Below are 16,281 nucleotides of genomic sequence, written 5' to 3' on the forward strand. Positions count from 1 at the left end.
GTATGGATTTTTATCTTGGTATTGATATCGGCACCTCGCGGGTGAAAGCGGTGCTGTTTGATCAGCATTTCACCGCCTGCGCCAGCGCCGCGGAAAACACTTCACCCCGCCTGTCAGCCAATGGCTATGCGGAACAGGATATGACCCAGCTGTGGCATTCGGTGCTGGCTATTCTGCGCCAGATTGCCCGCCACCCGGCGCTGCAGGCGGGGCGGCTGCGGGCCATCGGCCTCGCCGGGCAAGGGGAGGGGGTCTGGCTCAGCGATGAGCTGGGCGAACCGGTGGGCCCGGGGATCCTGTGGAGCGACACCCGCAGCCATGAGCTGATGAGCGACCTGCTGCGCCGACCCGGCTTCGACCGCCGCTATTTCGCCGATACCGGCACCCACCTGCAGCCCTGCAATACCAGCCTGCAGCTGTACTGGCTGAAACAGTATCAGCCGGCGCGGCTGGCGGCCGCGCGCTATCTGTTTTTCGCCAAGGACTGGATCCGCTTTCGCCTGACCGGCGTGGCGGCGCTGGAGCTGACGGACGCCAGCAGCTCGTTACTTAACCAGCAGACCGGCGGCTGGTCCTCGGTGGTGATGACGGAGATGGGGCTGGACGAACTGCTGCCGCTGTTTCCCCCGCTGCTGGCCCCGGATGCCCCGGCCGGCACGCTGAGCGACGCGGTGGCGGCGCTGACCGGGCTGCCCGCCGCGACGCCGGTGGCCGCCGGGGCGCTGGATGTCTGTAGCGCTGCGCTGGGCTGCGGCGCGGTCAACGAAGGGGATATCTACACGATCCTTGGCACCACCTGCTGCACCGGGATCGTCTGCCGCGGCCCGCAGACGGTGAACGAGGCGACGCGCTTTGTCACCCATACCGAAGCCGGACAGGTGATCTCGCTGTTTCCGATGCAGGCGGGTACGCCAAACATTGACTGGCTGCAGCAGCATATTTCGCTGGACGGCGATCTGGATCGGCTGGAGCAGGCGATCGCGGACGTGGAGCCAGGCAGCGGCGGCGTCTTCTGGCAGCCGTACCTCAATGGCGAACGCGCGCCGTTTTACAGCCCTGACGCGCGGGCCGGCTTTTTCGGCATTAGCCCGCACACCACCCGCGCCGAACTGCAGCGCGCGGTGTTTGAAGGCCTGGCCTTCGCCATTGTCGATGCGCTACAGGGTTATCCGCAGGGCGGCGAGCTGTATCTGACCGGCGGCGGCGCAGCCTCGGCGACCTGGCTGCAGATTATCGCCGACTGTACCGGGCGTACGGTGGTCTCCAGCGCCTTTAACGAACTGAGCGCGCGCGGCGCGGCGATTCTGGCGGCCCGCAGCGTCGCAGCGCTGGCCGAGACGCCTCCGCTGGCGCAGACCCGCTATCAGCCGCGCCCTCAGGCGCATGCCCGCTACGCGGCGCTGTATCCCGTTTACCGCCTGCTGCGTGAGCAGATGCTGCCGGTATGGCAGGCCAGACAGGCCGCCCTTCAACCTCTTTCTCAGGACGTACAACCATGAAAATCGTTTTTACCGCCGAGCATGCTGGCGACCTTAGCGCCTTCCACCCGCTGGGCGAACTGCTGGTGGAGGGATGGGCGCTGGGGAAACCGAAGCTCAGCGCCGGTCAGCTGATTGAGCTGGCCCATGACGCCGAGGTGCTGGTGACCAGCTATGATGAGGTGACAGACGCGGTAATGGCCGCCTGTCCGCGCCTGCAGGTGATCGCCTGCACCCGCGCGAATCCGGTGAATATTGATACCCAGGCCGCCCAGGCGCGCGGCATCCGGGTGCTCTACACCCCGGGGCGCAATGCCGATGCCGCCGCGGAGCTGACGCTTGGCCTGATGCTCAGCCTGGCGCGCCATATTCCGCAATCCCATGCGGCGCTGAAGCGGGGGGAATTCACGCAGGCTGACAATGCCGCCGCCGCCACCCAGCAGGGTCTGCGGCGGGATGTGGTCTGGGACGTGAGCCCGGAAAGCCCCTATGAAGTGTTTAAAGGCAGTGAACTGCGCAATAAAACGCTGGGGCTGGTGGGGTATGGCAACATTGGCCGCCGGGTGGCGCGTATCGCCCGGGCGTTCGGCATGGCGGTGTTGGTGGTGGATCCGTTCGTCGCCGCAGAGGATATCAATGAGCCAGGACTACAGAAAACGACCCTGGAGGCGCTGTTCCGCGAGGCGGATATCGTCAGCCTGCATCTGAGCAGCGGGCCGCACAGTGACGGGCTGGTGAATGCGGCGCTGTTAAACAGCATGAAGCCCGGCGCGCTGCTGATCAATACCTCTCGCGCGGCGGTGGTCGACGAGGCGGCACTAATTGATGCCCTGCGTCACGGCCCGCTGGGCGGCGCGGCGCTGGATGTCTATCACCGCGAACCGCTGTGGCGCGATCATCCTTTTGTCACCGAGTTCGATAACGTGATTATCACGCCGCATATCGCCGGAGCCACCCGGGAGAGTATCGCCAAACACACGGCGATGATTGCCGCCGATCTTCAGCGCTATGTCGCCGGGGAGCCGCTGCTGTACCAGTGGCGTTAAGCCGCTTGCGCCGCTGCGGCGGCGCGGGCCCGGCGTCAGGGGCGATGGGCCGCCATAAAAGCCTGGGTCTGTTCCCAGTCCACTACCCCGGCATCCGATCCCATCCCGGTCGCCACCAGCGCGGCCACCGCCGAGGCGACGTCACACGCTGCTTTCACGCTGAGTCCGCGCGCCAGCGCGGCAATAAACCCGCCGCAGTAGCTGTCGCCGCAGCCGGTGGTATCCACTGCCTCGACCGGCCACGGCGCAATATGCTCCAGCGCGCCATCGCGACGGATAAGCCAGGAGCCGTTCTCGCCGTCTTTCAGAATGCAGGTGCCCACGCCGAGTGCCAGGAAGAAGCGGCCGATGGCCTCCGGCTGCGTCTCGCCGGAGAGAAAGGCGGCTTCCTCCAGCGAAGGCATGAAATAATCCACCGACGGCAACAGGGGCCGCAGTAGTTCGAGGGTGTCTTCATTCGGGGCGATAAGGTCAAAGCTGGTGGTGACTCCGCGTGCTTTAGCCGCCTGCAACAGCCGCGCGCTCTGTCCCTGGTCCATTGCCGCCAGCAGTCCGGTCCCGCCGTGATGCAGGAAACGACAGTCGAGGACGGCGTCAAATTCCGCTTCACTGACGAACAGGGCGTCGGATGCGCCCCGGCAATGCAGGGCCGGACGCTCGCCGTTGGGGCGAATCGGCAGGATCGTCGCCGAGGTCTCTTTCAGCGCGGTGCGCTGGATAAGCGAGCAGTCGATGCCCAGCCGGGCATAGCTGGCGAGGATAAAGTCGGCCTTTTCATCTTCACCCAGGCAGGCCACCGCTGCGGTGCGGATCCCCAGCTTCGCGGCGTTGATATTGGCCCCTGCGGCGGTGCCGGCGGGGTTGAGGCGAATTTGCTCAATAAAGGCGACGCCGCCGCGCGGCGGGATCGCCACCACCGGGCGCCCGGCGATATCCAGAATAGTCAGGCCGACAAACACGGCGTCAAAGGTTGCCATCGTTCTCCCGTTTAGCGATGCGTTTGGCGCAGGCGCGCCTGCCAGAAAGAAAGGGCGAGGGCCACCACCAGAATCACGCCGACCAGCGCGTCCTTCACCAGATAATTGAGCCCCATCAGGTTCAGGCCATTATCAATAATGGCAAGGAACAGCACGCCGCCGAGGGTGCCGAGGATGCTGACCCGGCCCAGACGGTTAAAGGCGGTGCCGATAAATACCGCCGCAATGGCGTCCATCAGGTAAGACTGCCCGGCCAGGGGAGTAAACTGCCGCAGGTTGGCGGAGAGGATCACCCCGCCGATGGCGCAGAGCGCCGAGGCGGCCACCAGCACGCCGAGCATGGTCAGGCGATCGCGGATCCCGGCGATACGCGCCGCTTCGCTGTTCTGGCCGATGGCGCGGACATATTTGCCCCACAGCGTGCGCTCGGTGACCAACCATGCCACCAGCCACAGCGCCAGCACAATCACCACCGGCGTGGGGATCCCACCAAGGTTGCCCACTGCCAGATCGTGATATTCCGGCGCCATCCGCCGATAAGCTATCGCGCCGCCGCCGTCGGTATAGATGCGCTCGGCGCTGCTGGCGATAAACCAGGTGCCGAGCGTGGCGAGGAAGGGGCGGATCCGGCAGATGAGGATCAGAAAGGCATTGAGCAGGCCAATCAGCACGCCGCCAAGCAGGGCGCAGCCTACCGCGGCCTGCCACGGCAGATGCCAGGTTTTCAGGGCAACGAGGGCGAAGGCGGCGCCGAAATCGAGCGCAACGCCCACCGACAGATCAATCGCCCCGGCGCTGACAATCAAGGTCATCGCCATCGCCACAATCAGCAGGATCGCGCTGCCCTGCAGCAGGTTGGCCCAGTTATCCACGGTTAAAAATACCGGATTCGCCCAGCCAAACAGGGCGATGGCCAGCAGGGTGATGACGCCAAATCCGGCTCGCGACAGCCAGGCCAGCGGGCTGCTGGCCGTCTGTTCCGCCGGAGCCGGCGTTTTCAGGGTAATTTGGCTCATGCCTCGCCTCCTTTGTGTCTGACCGCCGATGCCGCCAGCACCACCAGGATCAGGCCGCCTTTAATGGCGCCCATCCAGAAGATATTGACCCCCAGCAGGCCGAGCCCGTTAGAGAGGGCGTTGACCAGAATTGCCCCCAGCAGCGCCCCCCAGATGGTGACCACCCGACGGCGCGAGAAAGCGGCGCCGATAAAGGTCGCCAGCACGGTTTCCAGCAGCAGCGGCGTGGCCGTCCCGCTGGAACTGCCGGAGCCCTGGCTGAGCAGCGGCAGAATAGCCAGCCCGGCGGCAATGCCCGCTAACAGCCAGACCAGCAGGGTCAAGCGGCGCACGTTCAGGCCGCTCATCTGCGCCATATCGCGGTTGCCGCCCACCGCCTGCACATGCTGGCCGAAGCGGGAGTGGTGGAGCAGGAACTGGAACAGGATAAATACCCCCAGCAAGTAAATCAGCGGCCAGGGCAGGCCCAGCACGCTGTTATCGCGAAAGGCGACCATCAGCGGATCGCTGACCGCGATGCGTCGCTGGCCGGTCAACAAATCTGTCAGGCCGGTAAACGCCACGGAGGTCGAGAGGGTAGCCAGCAGCGGCGGCAGGCCGGCCGCCAGCACCAGGAAGCCGTTGATCGCCCCGCAGAGCAGGCAAACCGCCACCAGCAGGGCCAGCAGCAGGAGATACGGCGTGTGCCATTCGGCCAGCCCAAGACTGAGCAGCGCGACGCCGAGCACCGCCGTCGCCGGCAGGGAGAGGTCGATGCCGCCGGAGACCACGTCATCCCCGCCAACGGCGATGACGCAGACCAGACCGAAACAGAGGATCGCCAGCGGAACGCTCTGGACCAGCATCAGGCTGATATTTTGCCAGCTGAGGAAGAAAGGAGACTGTACGCTGAGCCATACCAGCAGCGCCAGAAACAGGATCAGGGGAAATTTTTCAATCAGCGTCGCCAGGCCCGGACGGCCGCGACGCGGGATAGCGGTACTCATGGTGAAGGCTCCTGTCCGCCGTTGATCGCCACCAGCAGGGCGTCCAGCGTTAGCCCGCGGGTGGGCAGATTGGCCGCCAGCGCGCCGCGCCAGAGGACCAGGATCCGGTCGCATAGTCCGAGCAGTTCGGGGGCATCGCTGGAGGAGACCAGCACCGCCCGTCCTTTATCGGCCAGCTGGCGCGTACGTTGATAAATATCGCGACGGGCGCCGATATCGACCCCAAGGGTGGGTTCATCGAGAATAAACAGCCGGGCATCGGTGCCGAGCCAGCGGGCGAGGATCGCTTTTTGCTGGTTGCCGCCGCTCATGTAGCGTACCGGCAGCGCCGGGCGTCCCGGGCGGATCGCCAGCTGTTCTATCCAGTAGCGCGCTTTCTGCTCGGCGATACCCCGCCGCTCCCAGCCAAAGGTGGCGGTCTCCGGAAGTGAGGCGAGATTAATATTGTCGGCGGTGGTGAAGGGCAGGATCAGCCCCTGATGGCGGCGGTCGCGCGGCACCAGCGCCATTCCGGCGCGGATCGCTTGCTTCGGCGTACGAATACGCCGCGGCTGGCCGTCGAGGTGGATCGTACCGCGTTCCGCCGGGCGTAAGCCGTAGAGTAAGTCGACCAGCACATCGCGTCCGGCGCCCAGCAGGCCGGCGACGCCGACGATTTCGCCCGGCTGAATATCAAAAGAGAGATCCTGCAGCTGCCGCCCGTCGCTCAGCTGGCGCACCGAGAGCAGCGGGGCCGCCCCGGTGTCTGCCGCCGGGTGCTGGCGCGGGGTATACAACTGGTCGATTTCCCGGCCGACCATCATGGCGATCAGCGCCTCGGTATTCTGCAGCAGGTCGCGGTCCGGGTAACCGACCACTTCCCCGTTACGCAGTACGGTGCCGCGGTCGCAGAGGGTGGCTATCTCATTGAGGTAGTGGGAAATATACAGAATGGCAATGCCCTGGTCGCGCAGGCGAAGGATGGCGGAAGAGACCAGACTGGCCTCCTGCGCCTCCAGGGGGGCGGTGGGCTCGTCGAACACCACCAGCCGCGCCGCGCCGTCGATCAGCGCGCGGGCAATCTGCACCAGCTTGCGCTCGGCCAGGCTCAGGTCGCGCACCAGCCGTTCGGGGTCGATCGCCAGCTGCCAGTTTTGCTGGAAAAATTGCGCCGTGGCGGCCTTCATCCGTCGGCGATCCAGCGCGCCCCAGCGGGTGCGATACTCCTGGCCGAGAAACACCGATTCCGCGACGGTAAAGTGCGGGATCAGGTTAAGCTCCTGGTGGATAACGCGGATGCCGGCGGCTTCAATGGCTGCCGGGTTGCCGAGGGGCAGCGGGTGACCGTCGAGGGTCGCGCTGCCGCTGTCGGCCTGATAGACGCCGGCGAGGATCTTGATTAGCGTCGATTTACCGGCGCCGTTCTCGCCAATCAGGCCATGAATTTCCCCGGGATTGAGACGCAGGGTGACTGAATTAAGCGCCGTAACGCTGGCAAAACGTTTGCCGATCTGGTCCATGACCAGACCCGCGGCGGGGCGCTCCCCGCCAGGGTGTTGATTTATCACTGCAGTTCGCCGTATCCCAACTGTTTATACACCGCTTTCGCTTCCTGCGGACCTTTCACCGGTATCACCGGGATAAAGGTTTGCACCGGCAGTTTCTGACCGGCAAAGTAGCGGGCCACGTTGTCGGCGGAGGTCTGGCCAATCAGATGCGGCTGCTGCGCGACGTTAGCCACAAACGGGCTGCCAGGCTCTGCCATGATCTCCAGCGTCTCCGGACCGGCGTCGATGGCCGTCACTTTCACGTCCTTATCACGGCCGGTCTCTTCCAGTGCCTGGACGATACCGATGGCCGGTTGATCCCAGCAGGCGACATGGATCGCATCCAGTTTGCCTTTCGGATACTGGCTGAGTAATTCGAGGGTTTTCTTCCGCGCGTCTTCTGGCGAGTTGGCGAACTGCTCCGCCAGCTCAGGCTGGATAATATGAATATCCGGATAATCCTTAAGGACATATTTCCACTGATCGTAACGAATTCCGCAAATACGCAGCGCGCTGGAGAACGCGTTAAATACGGCGACGTTGCCTTTGCCGCCTAATTCATCCGCCATGTAGCGACCGATGGTCGAGCCTAAGGTGTAGTTATCGGAGGTGGTATTGTTGACCGAATATTGAGAAACGTGATCCACGGTAAATACCGGGATACCAGCATCACGCAATGCTTTAAATTTTGGTTCGACGGCGCTGTCGCCGAGAATACTAATTACCGCGTCCACCTTGCGTGACAGTAAAATATCGTGATTATTGGCATGAACCTGATTATCGCGGCCGCCATCGACGCCAATGACTTTGCCTCCCAGTTTCTCCACTTCCTCTGTCGCACCTTTAAAGGCCTCGCGATCCCAAAAATGCTGAGTGCCAACAACGGCAACGCCAATGGTTTTTCCCTGTAAGGAGAGGGCGTCTGCGGCAGTGACGCTCAGCGAGGCAAGGGAAAGCAGTCCCAGCGCGGTAGGCAATAATTTTCTCTTCTGCGACATTGTTATTATGATCCTGTGATGAAGGTGGTTGCGGACTGGTAGCATGACAAGAAGCACCTCGCCACCTCAAATACAAAATAAATCTAAGTTATGCCGGGAATGTTATATCGCAGAAAGGCCAGAGAAAAAGGTTATTTTGCCACCGGGAACCTGAAAATATTTCATGATGCAAAATATACCTTTTTATTTTGTGGTTTTATTTTTTGCTTATTCCGTGTTTATTTAACGGATAAAGACGGCTTTCTGTTTATTGTGATGGCGTGGAGAAATACGGCCCTTGCAGGGAAATGCAGGTGATTGCGCGGGCTAATACTTTTTTTAGCAGAGTAATGTCTGGCTGGGGCGGGGATATTTCCGTCATTTCCTCGATTTATATTAACGAGTTTTTTGGCTGAGAAGAACGCGAGTGCTATGAAGAAACAGCATAATTATACGGTGATGCACTGGGGAACGTGGCAGGTGGAGAGTCGCGAGGGCGATATCGTGGCGGTTAATCCGGTGCCCTGGGATAAAAATCCGTCACGCATCGGTCAGTCGCTCCCCGACGCGGTGACCAGCCAAACGCGCATTCGCCGTCCGGCGGTGCGCGCCGGCTATCTTCAGCAGGGGCCGGCGTCACGAGAAGGGCGAGGCAAGGAGCCCTTTGTCGAAGTCAGCTGGGAGGTGGCGCTGGACCTGCTGGCTCGCGAGCTGCGCTCGGTCAAGGCGCGCTGCGGCAATGAGGCGATTTACGGCGGCTCCTACGGCTGGGCCAGCGCTGGACGCTTTCACCATGCGCAGAGCCAGCTGCACCGGTTTCTCAAGGGCTTTGGCGGATACACCGCCAGCACCAATACCTATAGCAGCGCCGCGGGCGAGCGCATTCTGCCGCATATTCTCGGGCCGTTGAGCCCACTGCACCGTCAGCATACCCATTTTTCCGAGCTGGCGCGGGAGTGTCAGCTGTTTGTCGCGATTGGCGGTCTGCCGCTGCGCAATGCCCAGGTCAACGGCGGTGGCGCCAATGACCATATGCTGCCGTACTGGCTGGATAAGATGCAGGCCAACGGCACCCGGTTTATGAATATCAGTCCGGTGCGCAATGACCTCAGCGCGGTGCCCGACGCCGAGTGGCTGGCCATTCGGCCGGGCACCGATACCGCACTGCTGCTGGCGCTGAGCTATGTGCTGATCGCTGAGTCCCTTTACGACCAGGCGTTTGTGGCCAGCCATACCGTCGGGTTTGCCCCTTACCGCGCTTATCTGTTGGGCGAGCACGACGGCGTAGCGAAAACCCCGGCGTGGGCGGCGGCGATTACCGGCCTGGACGCCCAGCGCATCGCCGACCTGGCGCGGGAGATGGCCCGCCACCGGACGATGGTGAATATCTCCTGGTCTATCCAGCGCGCCCGTCAGGGGGAGCAGGCCTATTGGGCGACGGTGGCCCTGACCGCGCTGCTGGGACAGATCGGCACGCCGGGCGGCGGCCTTGGGTTTGGCTATGCCTGCACCAATCTGGCGGGCGCGGTGCGAAAAGCGTTTTCCGGCCCACGCTTACCCGCCGGGGAAAATGCGGTGGACAGCGTTATCCCGGTGGCGCGGCTGTCCGATATGCTGCTGCACCCGGGAGAAGCCTATGAGTTTGACGGTCAGCAGCTGCGCTATCCCGACATCCGTCTGGTTTACTGGGCGGGAGGCAATGCGTTTCATCATCATCAGGACATCAACCGACTGTGCGAGGCCTGGCGCCGTCCGGAGACGGTGGTGGTGCATGAGCAGTACTGGACCGCGCAGGCTAAATTCTCCGATATCGTCCTGCCAGCCACCACCTCGCTGGAGCGAGAGGATATCGGCAGCGGCGGTCACGACGGGTTTATGATCGCCATGAGCGCGCAGATCCCGCCGGTGGGCGAAGCGCGTGACGATTACGCCATTTTCCACGATCTGGCCGATCGGCTGGGCTTCGGAGAACCGTTCAGCGAGGGGCGGGACGCCGGGCAGTGGCTGCGTCATCTCTATGAGGAGTCAAGACCGCGGGCGCAAGAGGAGGGTATTGCGCTGCCTTCGTTCGAGGACTTCTGGCAGCAAGGGGTGCTGGAGTACAGCGCGCCGGAGCGGCCGCAGATCTTTCTCGCCGATTTTCGCGCCGATCCGCAGCGCTATCCGCTCTCCACGCCCTCCGGCAAGATTGAACTCTTTTCCGCCACCGTCGCCGGGTTTGGCTATCGTGAATGCCCTGGCCATCCGTGGTGGGATGAACACGAGGCCGCCCGGCAGCGGCAGGAGGCGGCGCGCTGGCCGCTTCATCTGCTCTCCAGCCAGCCGCGCGCCCGCCTGCACAGTCAGTACGACCACGGCAGCGTCAGCCGGGCGACGAAAATTCAGGGACGCGAGCCACTGTGGATGCATCCGAGCGATGCGCAGGCAAGAGACATCCGCGAAGGCAGCGTGGTGAAGGTCTATAACGACCGCGGGGCGATTCTGGCGGGCGTGCACCTGAGCGAGCAGATTTTGCCCGGCGTGGTACAGATGTCCACCGGCGCCTGGTATGACCCTCTGGATCCGAATGAAAAAGGATCGCTCGATAAGCACGGTAATCCCAACGTGTTAACCGAGGATCGCGGCAGTTCGCGCCTGGGGCAGGGCTGTAGCGCTCAGAGCTGTTGGGTGGAGATCGCCCCGTGGCGTGAGGAACTGCCGCCGATCACCGCCTTTGATCCGCCGAGGTTTATTGAGGTTTAGGTGTGGGGGAGCGCCAGCGGCGGGGCGGGTAGTCCGGAGGAGGCGCGGTATGCGCCGCCTCCGGGAAAGTGCGCGCCAGGCAATTTACTGATGACAGTGGGACGTTACGCCAGCCGTGGGTAGGCGCTGGCGATATCGTCGCCGGTAAACTGGGCGATCCAGCCTTCCGGGTTATCAAAAATGCGAATGGCGGTGAAGTTCGGTTCTGAACCCATATCAAACCAGTGCGGGGTGTGGGCAGGTACCGAAATCAGATCATTCTTTTCGCACAGTACCTGGAACACCTCGTCGCCAATGTGCAGGCAAAACAAACCTGCGCCCTCGACAAAGAAACGCACCTCGTCTTCGCCATGGGTGTGCTCGTTAAGGAATTTCTCCCGCAGCGCCGCTTTCTGCGGGTTATCGGCGCGCAGGCTGATGACGTCCCAGCTCTGGTAGCCCTTCTCGGCGACCAGTTTGTCAATCGCATGCTGATAGGCGGCAATCACCGTTTCTGCGCTGGGGGCTGCGCCCAGATCGCGGTCGGCCTGCCAGCGCTCGAAGCGGACGCCTTTGGCGTTAAGTTGATCCTGAATCGCTTTGGCGTCGGTGCTGTGCCAGAGCGGTGTTTGCGGATCGGTCACGGAAAAAAGGGTTAATGCGCTCATGCTGGGATCTGCTCCGGATGAATGTCGTCAAAACGCTGAACCTGGGGATGGTGGCTCGCCGGGTCGCGGTCGCCGCGTACCAGCTGGATCGTGCGCAAACCCGCGGCCTCGGCGGCGTCGAGTTCCTGATGGATATCCGACAGGAACAGGATGGTGCCGGGGGCATGGCCCAGGTGTTCAGCAATGTTACGGTAGGATTGCACTTCGCGTTTGGCCCCTACCAGGGTATCGAAATAGCCCGTGAACAGATGAGTAATATCACCTTCATCGCTGTAGCCAAATAACAATTTCTGCGCTGCGACGGAGCCTGAAGAATATACATACAGATCAATGCCCTGCGCTTTCCATTTCTCCAGGGCCGGCAGTACGTCCGGGTAGAGATGGCCGGTAAAGTCGCCGTTGAGGTAGCCGTCACGCCAGATGATCCCCTGCAGCGCCTTTAGCGCCGTGGATTTACGGTCTTCGTCCATAAAGGCGAAGAGGGTAGTGATAAGGTCGGCGGTGCTGGCGGCCGGAGAGTCTGTCTCGCGGCGCAGGTTGTCGAGAATGGTTTTGACGGGCTCAGCGTACTGCTGAGCGGTCACAAAGCCGGCCAGTCGTTCGCGGGCGTAGGGGAACAGCACGTTATGCACGAAGCGGATGTCGCTGGTGGTGCCTTCTATGTCGGTCACGATGGCGCGGATCATGGTTTCTCCAGAGTGGGCGTGGCGCGGAATAACATTAGCATTTAGACGTCTAAGCGTCTTGATTGCCAAATATTAACATCGTGTTATAGTGGCTTCAACAACAGCATTACAATCGGTATAAAAAGAATGAGTAATAACCCTTTGATTCCAGAGAGTAAACTCCCGGCGCTCGGCACCACGATTTTTACCCAGATGAGCGCCCTGGCCCAGCAGCATCAGGCCATCAACTTGTCACAGGGCTTTCCCGATTTCGACGGCCCGCGCTATCTTCAGGAGCGTCTGGCGTACCATGTGGCGCAGGGGGCGAATCAGTACGCCCCGATGACCGGCGTGCCGGCGCTGCGCGAGGCGATCGCCGGGAAGACAGCGGAGCTGTATGGTTACCTGCCCGACGTCAATAGCGATATCACGGTCACCGCCGGGGCGACGGAGGCCCTGTACGCGGCGATCACCGCTCTGGTGCGCCGCGGCGACGAAGTGATCTGTTTCGATCCCAGCTATGACAGCTATGCTCCCGCGGTGGCGCTGGCCGGCGGCGAGTTACGCCGTATTGCGCTACAGCCGCCGCATTTTCGCGTCGACTGGCAGCAGTTTGCTGCGGCGCTGAGCGATAAAACCCGGCTGGTGATCCTCAACACCCCGCACAATCCATCAGCCACCGTCTGGCAGCGCGAGGATTTTGCTGCCCTGTGGCAGGCAATCGCCGAACGCGAGATCTATGTCCTCAGCGATGAGGTTTATGAGCATATCAACTTCGCCGCTGACGGCCACGCCAGCGTACTGGCGCATCCTCAGCTGCGCGAGCGGGCGGTGGCGGTCTCCTCGTTTGGCAAAACGTTTCATATGACCGGCTGGAAGGTCGGCTACTGCGTGGCCCCGGCGGCCATCAGCGCCGAGCTGCGCAAGGTGCACCAGTATCTGACCTTCTCGGTGAATACCCCGGCGCAGCTGGCGATCGCCGACATGCTGCGCGAAGCGCCGGAGCACTATCGTGAGCTGCCGGCGTTCTATCGGGAACGTCGCGATCTGTTTATTGACGCGCTGCGCCCGAGCCGGCTGGAACTTCTGCCCTGTGAAGGGACCTATTTCCTGCTGGCGGACTACAGCGCTATCTCCGATCTTGACGACGTCAGCTTCTGCCGTTGGCTGACGACCGAAGTCGGGGTGGCGGCGATCCCGCTCTCCGTCTTCTGCGCCGATCCGTTCCCGCACAAGCTGATCCGCTTGTGCTTCGCCAAACAGCCGGCGACCCTGCTGGCCGCGGCGGCGCGTTTGTGTCAGCTGTAGTTACTTAATCGTCCACGCCTGAGAGAACTGGCGGCCAGCGAACATCTCCGTCAGGCCGCTAATTTGTTTCAGGCGCAGCACCTCATCGGCATCCATTCCCAGCTCTTTGCCGATCTTCTGCGGCGTCCAGCCGAGCTGGGTCAGTTCGCGGACGATTTCCGACATGGCATGAATTTGGTGACGTCCGCGCGCCCGGTTGTGGCGAATGGTCGCCGCTATCAGCCCGTCACGCGAGGCAACGTCGTCCGTCAGGCAGGTCACCGGCAGGTAACCTTTCAGCGTTTTTTTCAGCGCGGCTTTGTTGCAGGCCAGCTCATGACGGTGAAAACCGTCGACAATCGTATACGCCAGCGGACTTTGCTGGATGACGACGACCGGCTGGGTAAAGCCATCGGTTTCCAGCGAGGTCTGTAACAGGCGTTTTTCCGGTGGCGCCACGTTATTCGGGTTGTAGTCGTTGGGGATGACCTGCTCCTGTTTTACCCACAGCACGCAGTCAACGGGCTGGGAGCGGAAGGGGCTGTGCTGGTGGAGCACTCGGCGAAACGCGTTGATTGCCTCGATGCGTGCCTCGTCATCCAGCGTTTGCAGATAAGCATCCAGCGCCTGCGTCAGTTGTTGTTGCATAATATCCCCCATTGTTGGCGATGTTTTTCCATGCGTTTACGGTAGCGCTGATAGTGGCTGCTTTTGGTCGGGCTAAACGAGAGCTGGCGGCACCAGTAGTCGTTATTGAGCAGCACCTTGCAGACTCGCCGCCAGGACGGGATATCTTTGGTGCCAATGTCTGCGGGCTGGGTGTCGGGAATATCCTCCATGCCTTTTTTCAGATACCAGCGCAGATAAACGGCAATTTTGTTACGGTAGTGCTCGGCAGTGGTTTCCGGCATGCTGTCGAGCAAGAACAGGGCGTAGCTTTTCCACGTCAGGTGGTCGGGCTTTTCGATTTTTCGATGACCGTAGAATTGATTATCATGCCCGGCATAGACCCCGCCGCTGTGCGCGCCGCTCACCCGCTGACACATCGCAGCCCAGCGTTCAGGCTCCAGCACATGGTAGAGCCACAGTCCCTGGCGCTGCTCCGGACCGAACGGTTCGCAGATGCGCATATAGCGCAGCGGTACCCCAGCCTGATACATCAGATCGTACAGTGGGTTATAGGACTGACCGCTTTTGGCAAACCAGGTCCAGATGTCGGCGGTTTTCCAGTCATAGAGTGGGTAGATGTACCAGGCATGGCCGCCCGGGGCCGAGGTGGTCCACGGTTTATCGTCGGCGAAACGCTGTTTGCGCTGCGAAGAGATGGTCATAAAGCGATTCAGTGACTCGTCGGCGCGAATGCCCACCAGCACGGCAGCGGGGCGCCGCTGTGAAAACCACTCGGCAAAGTGGCTGACAAAGGACTCAAAGCTCATCCCCGGTTGGTAAAACGAAAAATAGCCCGGGTGGGTAATTGCCCAGGGCGGCGGCTGACGGACCCAGTCGGTCCCGGGCTCCCAGCATTGCCATTGCGGTTTATACTGCGTCAGGGCATTTTGGGTCGTTAGCGGCAGGGCAACCCAGTAAAAGGCGTCGATCACATCCTGATACTGGAGGCGTAGTTTTTCACAGTGGGCGATGGTGCAGGAGAACTGCGCTTCCCAGTCAATAAACAACACACTGATTTTTTTCCCCTGTAACCGTGCCGCCTGGGCGGTTAAATGCAGCATGACAGTGGAGTCTTTTCCACCCGAGAAAGAGACGCAAATACGTGAAAAATTATCCAGCACCCACTGGATGCGCTGCTCAGTTGCCTGCAGCACCGATTCCGGTAAGGGATATTTGATGAACGACATGACCATTAATCCTTTAACAGTAGAAATTCCCGTTCGCTCAGTATAAACGATGAGGGCTGCGAAATTAATGGTCGATTTGCATTCTGACAGGGTGCGAAAAATAGGCGGAAAAGTTACTCGCTGTTATTAAGTTGGGGGCGTGATACATCTCTGTTATTCATTAAGATTGTGATTAATTCAGATAAGAAATGATTTTGTGTTGATGATTGGTGATAGTTAATATATATCGTGATGTCCGGAAATAGCTCGTCTATATTGATGACGTGAAGTTGCATGGCCGGTGAAATAAAGTCATGTAAATAGGAAGGGACGAAGCCAATTAAGTCGGTTTTATTGATCATGTTAAGAATGGTCATAAAAGAGTCGCTGCGAAAGGCAATATTCCGCGGATTTAACCATGGCGTGCTGCTTTGCTGGACACGCTGAATGACAGGATCGTTGGTGATATAGTGGGTGAAAAATTCCTGCGCCAGCGCATCAATCGACGTGAGTTGATCTCGCCGCGGATGGTCCGCCCGGCAAACCGCCAGGGTCTGCACTGTCTGATAGGGCTGACACAAAGTGGCACGGTTGGTAATGGGCATTCGGGTGAACACCAGGTCTGCCTGGCGATACGCCAGCAGCTCCTCAGCCGATTCCGTGGTGGTCAGGTTATGGTGCTCAATCTGTAAATTGGCCTGATGACAGAGCTGGTTAATCATAAAATGGCTATTGACTGAACAGAACAGCGGGGGGCCATATATCACAATACGTTTACGCAGTTCGGAGCGATTATTGAGATTGATGGTTTTTTCCAGCTGTTCAAGATTTTGTTGCAAATGATAATGAAGATTGACGCAGGCGGTGGTGGGTGTCATCCCTTTCCCGACGCGAACGAATAACGGATCGTCTAACTGCTGGCGCAAACGTTGCAACGACTGACTCACCGCTGACGGGGTGATAAATAACATGGCGGCTGCTTTGCTGATGCTTAAATGTTGATAAATACACTCAAAAATAACCAATAAGTTTAAATCGAACTTTTTCAGATCGTAAAGATTTGCCATTAATGCAGTCCTGTGTATTATCAGCGCGGGTA

Annotated in this window: 14 protein-coding genes; 4 read left to right on the plus strand and 10 right to left on the minus strand. The window is 60.7% G+C overall.

Features of this window, described 5'->3' with window-relative positions; translation table 11 throughout:
* Window positions 1-2 precede the first annotated feature (2 nt).
* Both CWM54_RS16100 and CWM54_RS16105 read left to right on the plus strand, forming a co-directional pair.
* The gene (locus CWM54_RS16100; RefSeq protein ID WP_100681444.1) at window positions 3-1,499 is read left to right on the plus strand and encodes an FGGY-family carbohydrate kinase; all 1,497 of its coding nucleotides are present in this window, start codon (window positions 3-5) and stop codon (window positions 1,497-1,499) included.
* Window positions 1,496-2,524 carry a 2-hydroxyacid dehydrogenase gene (locus tag CWM54_RS16105; RefSeq protein WP_100697769.1) on the plus strand — a complete coding sequence of 343 codons (1,029 nt, stop codon included), beginning with the start codon at window positions 1,496-1,498 and terminating at the stop codon, window positions 2,522-2,524. Before CWM54_RS16100 ends, CWM54_RS16105 begins: the two co-directional genes overlap by 4 nt.
* Window positions 2,525-2,559: 35 nt before the next feature.
* On the opposite strand, the gene CWM54_RS16110 is transcribed toward CWM54_RS16105, so the two are convergent.
* From CWM54_RS16110 to CWM54_RS16130, 5 genes are read right to left on the minus strand one after another with little or no spacing between them, the layout of a single operon-like run.
* A complete protein-coding gene (locus CWM54_RS16110) occupies window positions 2,560-3,501 on the minus strand; it encodes a carbohydrate kinase family protein (RefSeq protein WP_074386559.1) in 942 nt (313 codons plus the stop codon).
* An 11-nt stretch (window positions 3,502-3,512) separates the two neighbouring features.
* A complete protein-coding gene (locus tag CWM54_RS16115) occupies window positions 3,513-4,517 on the minus strand; it encodes an ABC transporter permease (protein ID WP_046622420.1) in 1,005 nt (334 codons plus the stop codon).
* A complete protein-coding gene (locus tag CWM54_RS16120; RefSeq protein ID WP_100681446.1) occupies window positions 4,514-5,503 on the minus strand; it encodes an ABC transporter permease in 990 nt (329 codons plus the stop codon). Before CWM54_RS16120 ends, CWM54_RS16115 begins: the two co-directional genes overlap by 4 nt.
* On the minus strand, window positions 5,500-7,002 hold the full coding sequence (locus CWM54_RS16125) for a sugar ABC transporter ATP-binding protein (protein ID WP_165785821.1): 1,503 nt from the start codon (window positions 7,000-7,002) through the stop codon (window positions 5,500-5,502). The genes CWM54_RS16120 and CWM54_RS16125 overlap by 4 nt, the downstream gene beginning before the upstream one ends.
* Before the next feature lie 44 nt (window positions 7,003-7,046).
* Window positions 7,047-8,027, minus strand: a complete 981-nt coding sequence (locus CWM54_RS16130; protein WP_100697771.1) for a sugar ABC transporter substrate-binding protein — start codon at window positions 8,025-8,027, stop codon at window positions 7,047-7,049.
* Window positions 8,028-8,438: 411 nt separating this feature from the next.
* Between CWM54_RS16130 and CWM54_RS16135 the strand changes: the two genes are divergently transcribed.
* The gene (locus CWM54_RS16135; RefSeq protein WP_100697773.1) at window positions 8,439-10,748 is read left to right on the plus strand and encodes a molybdopterin-dependent oxidoreductase; all 2,310 of its coding nucleotides are present in this window, start codon (window positions 8,439-8,441) and stop codon (window positions 10,746-10,748) included.
* A gap of 104 nt (window positions 10,749-10,852) precedes the next feature.
* Here the strand turns inward: CWM54_RS16135 and CWM54_RS16140 are convergent, their stop codons facing one another.
* Together CWM54_RS16140 and mtnC are read right to left on the minus strand one after the other, a co-directional pair.
* Complete coding sequence (locus CWM54_RS16140) at window positions 10,853-11,395, minus strand: 1,2-dihydroxy-3-keto-5-methylthiopentene dioxygenase (RefSeq protein ID WP_061155367.1); 543 nt, start codon at window positions 11,393-11,395, stop codon at window positions 10,853-10,855.
* On the minus strand, window positions 11,392-12,081 hold the full coding sequence (gene mtnC, locus CWM54_RS16145) for an acireductone synthase (protein ID WP_100697775.1): 690 nt from the start codon (window positions 12,079-12,081) through the stop codon (window positions 11,392-11,394). Before mtnC ends, CWM54_RS16140 begins: the two co-directional genes overlap by 4 nt.
* A 141-nt stretch (window positions 12,082-12,222) precedes the next feature.
* Here mtnC and CWM54_RS16150 point away from each other — a divergent pair, with 141 nt between their 5' ends.
* Complete coding sequence (locus tag CWM54_RS16150) at window positions 12,223-13,368, plus strand: pyridoxal phosphate-dependent aminotransferase (RefSeq protein ID WP_162678329.1); 1,146 nt, start codon at window positions 12,223-12,225, stop codon at window positions 13,366-13,368.
* On the opposite strand, the gene CWM54_RS16155 is transcribed toward CWM54_RS16150, so the two are convergent.
* The 3 genes from CWM54_RS16155 to citR form a co-directional block, all read right to left on the minus strand.
* A complete protein-coding gene (locus tag CWM54_RS16155) occupies window positions 13,369-13,995 on the minus strand; it encodes an IbrB-like domain-containing protein (RefSeq protein ID WP_100697777.1) in 627 nt (208 codons plus the stop codon). It lies immediately after the preceding gene.
* Entirely contained in the window at window positions 13,980-15,203 is a 1,224-nt protein-coding gene (locus CWM54_RS16160; protein WP_100631557.1) for a phosphoadenosine phosphosulfate reductase, read from the minus strand. The genes CWM54_RS16155 and CWM54_RS16160 overlap by 16 nt, the downstream gene beginning before the upstream one ends.
* Window positions 15,204-15,316: 113 nt before the next feature.
* The gene (citR, locus tag CWM54_RS16165) at window positions 15,317-16,249 is read right to left on the minus strand and encodes a DNA-binding transcriptional repressor CitR (RefSeq protein ID WP_100697779.1); all 933 of its coding nucleotides are present in this window, start codon (window positions 16,247-16,249) and stop codon (window positions 15,317-15,319) included.
* Window positions 16,250-16,281 lie beyond the last annotated feature (32 nt).

Source organism: Klebsiella sp. D-Nf1, from assembly GCF_002810515.1.
GTDB lineage: Bacteria > Pseudomonadota > Gammaproteobacteria > Enterobacterales > Enterobacteriaceae > Klebsiella > Klebsiella variicola.

Coding starts and splice junctions, on each gene's coding strand:
- mtnC (WP_100697775.1), bottom strand. CDS start 12,081: ATGATCCGCGCCATCGTGACCGACATAGAAGGCACCACCAGCGACATC.
- CWM54_RS16105 (WP_100697769.1), top strand. CDS start 1,496: ATGAAAATCGTTTTTACCGCCGAGCATGCTGGCGACCTTAGCGCCTTC.
- CWM54_RS16100 (WP_100681444.1), top strand. CDS start 3: ATGGATTTTTATCTTGGTATTGATATCGGCACCTCGCGGGTGAAAGCG.
- CWM54_RS16155 (WP_100697777.1), bottom strand. CDS start 13,995: ATGCAACAACAACTGACGCAGGCGCTGGATGCTTATCTGCAAACGCTG.
- CWM54_RS16125 (WP_165785821.1), bottom strand. CDS start 7,002: ATGGACCAGATCGGCAAACGTTTTGCCAGCGTTACGGCGCTTAATTCA.
- CWM54_RS16120 (WP_100681446.1), bottom strand. CDS start 5,503: ATGAGTACCGCTATCCCGCGTCGCGGCCGTCCGGGCCTGGCGACGCTG.
- CWM54_RS16140 (WP_061155367.1), bottom strand. CDS start 11,395: ATGAGCGCATTAACCCTTTTTTCCGTGACCGATCCGCAAACACCGCTC.
- CWM54_RS16135 (WP_100697773.1), top strand. CDS start 8,439: ATGAAGAAACAGCATAATTATACGGTGATGCACTGGGGAACGTGGCAG.
- CWM54_RS16110 (WP_074386559.1), bottom strand. CDS start 3,501: ATGGCAACCTTTGACGCCGTGTTTGTCGGCCTGACTATTCTGGATATC.
- CWM54_RS16115 (WP_046622420.1), bottom strand. CDS start 4,517: ATGAGCCAAATTACCCTGAAAACGCCGGCTCCGGCGGAACAGACGGCC.
- CWM54_RS16160 (WP_100631557.1), bottom strand. CDS start 15,203: ATGTCGTTCATCAAATATCCCTTACCGGAATCGGTGCTGCAGGCAACT.
- CWM54_RS16130 (WP_100697771.1), bottom strand. CDS start 8,027: ATGTCGCAGAAGAGAAAATTATTGCCTACCGCGCTGGGACTGCTTTCC.
- citR (WP_100697779.1), bottom strand. CDS start 16,249: ATGGCAAATCTTTACGATCTGAAAAAGTTCGATTTAAACTTATTGGTT.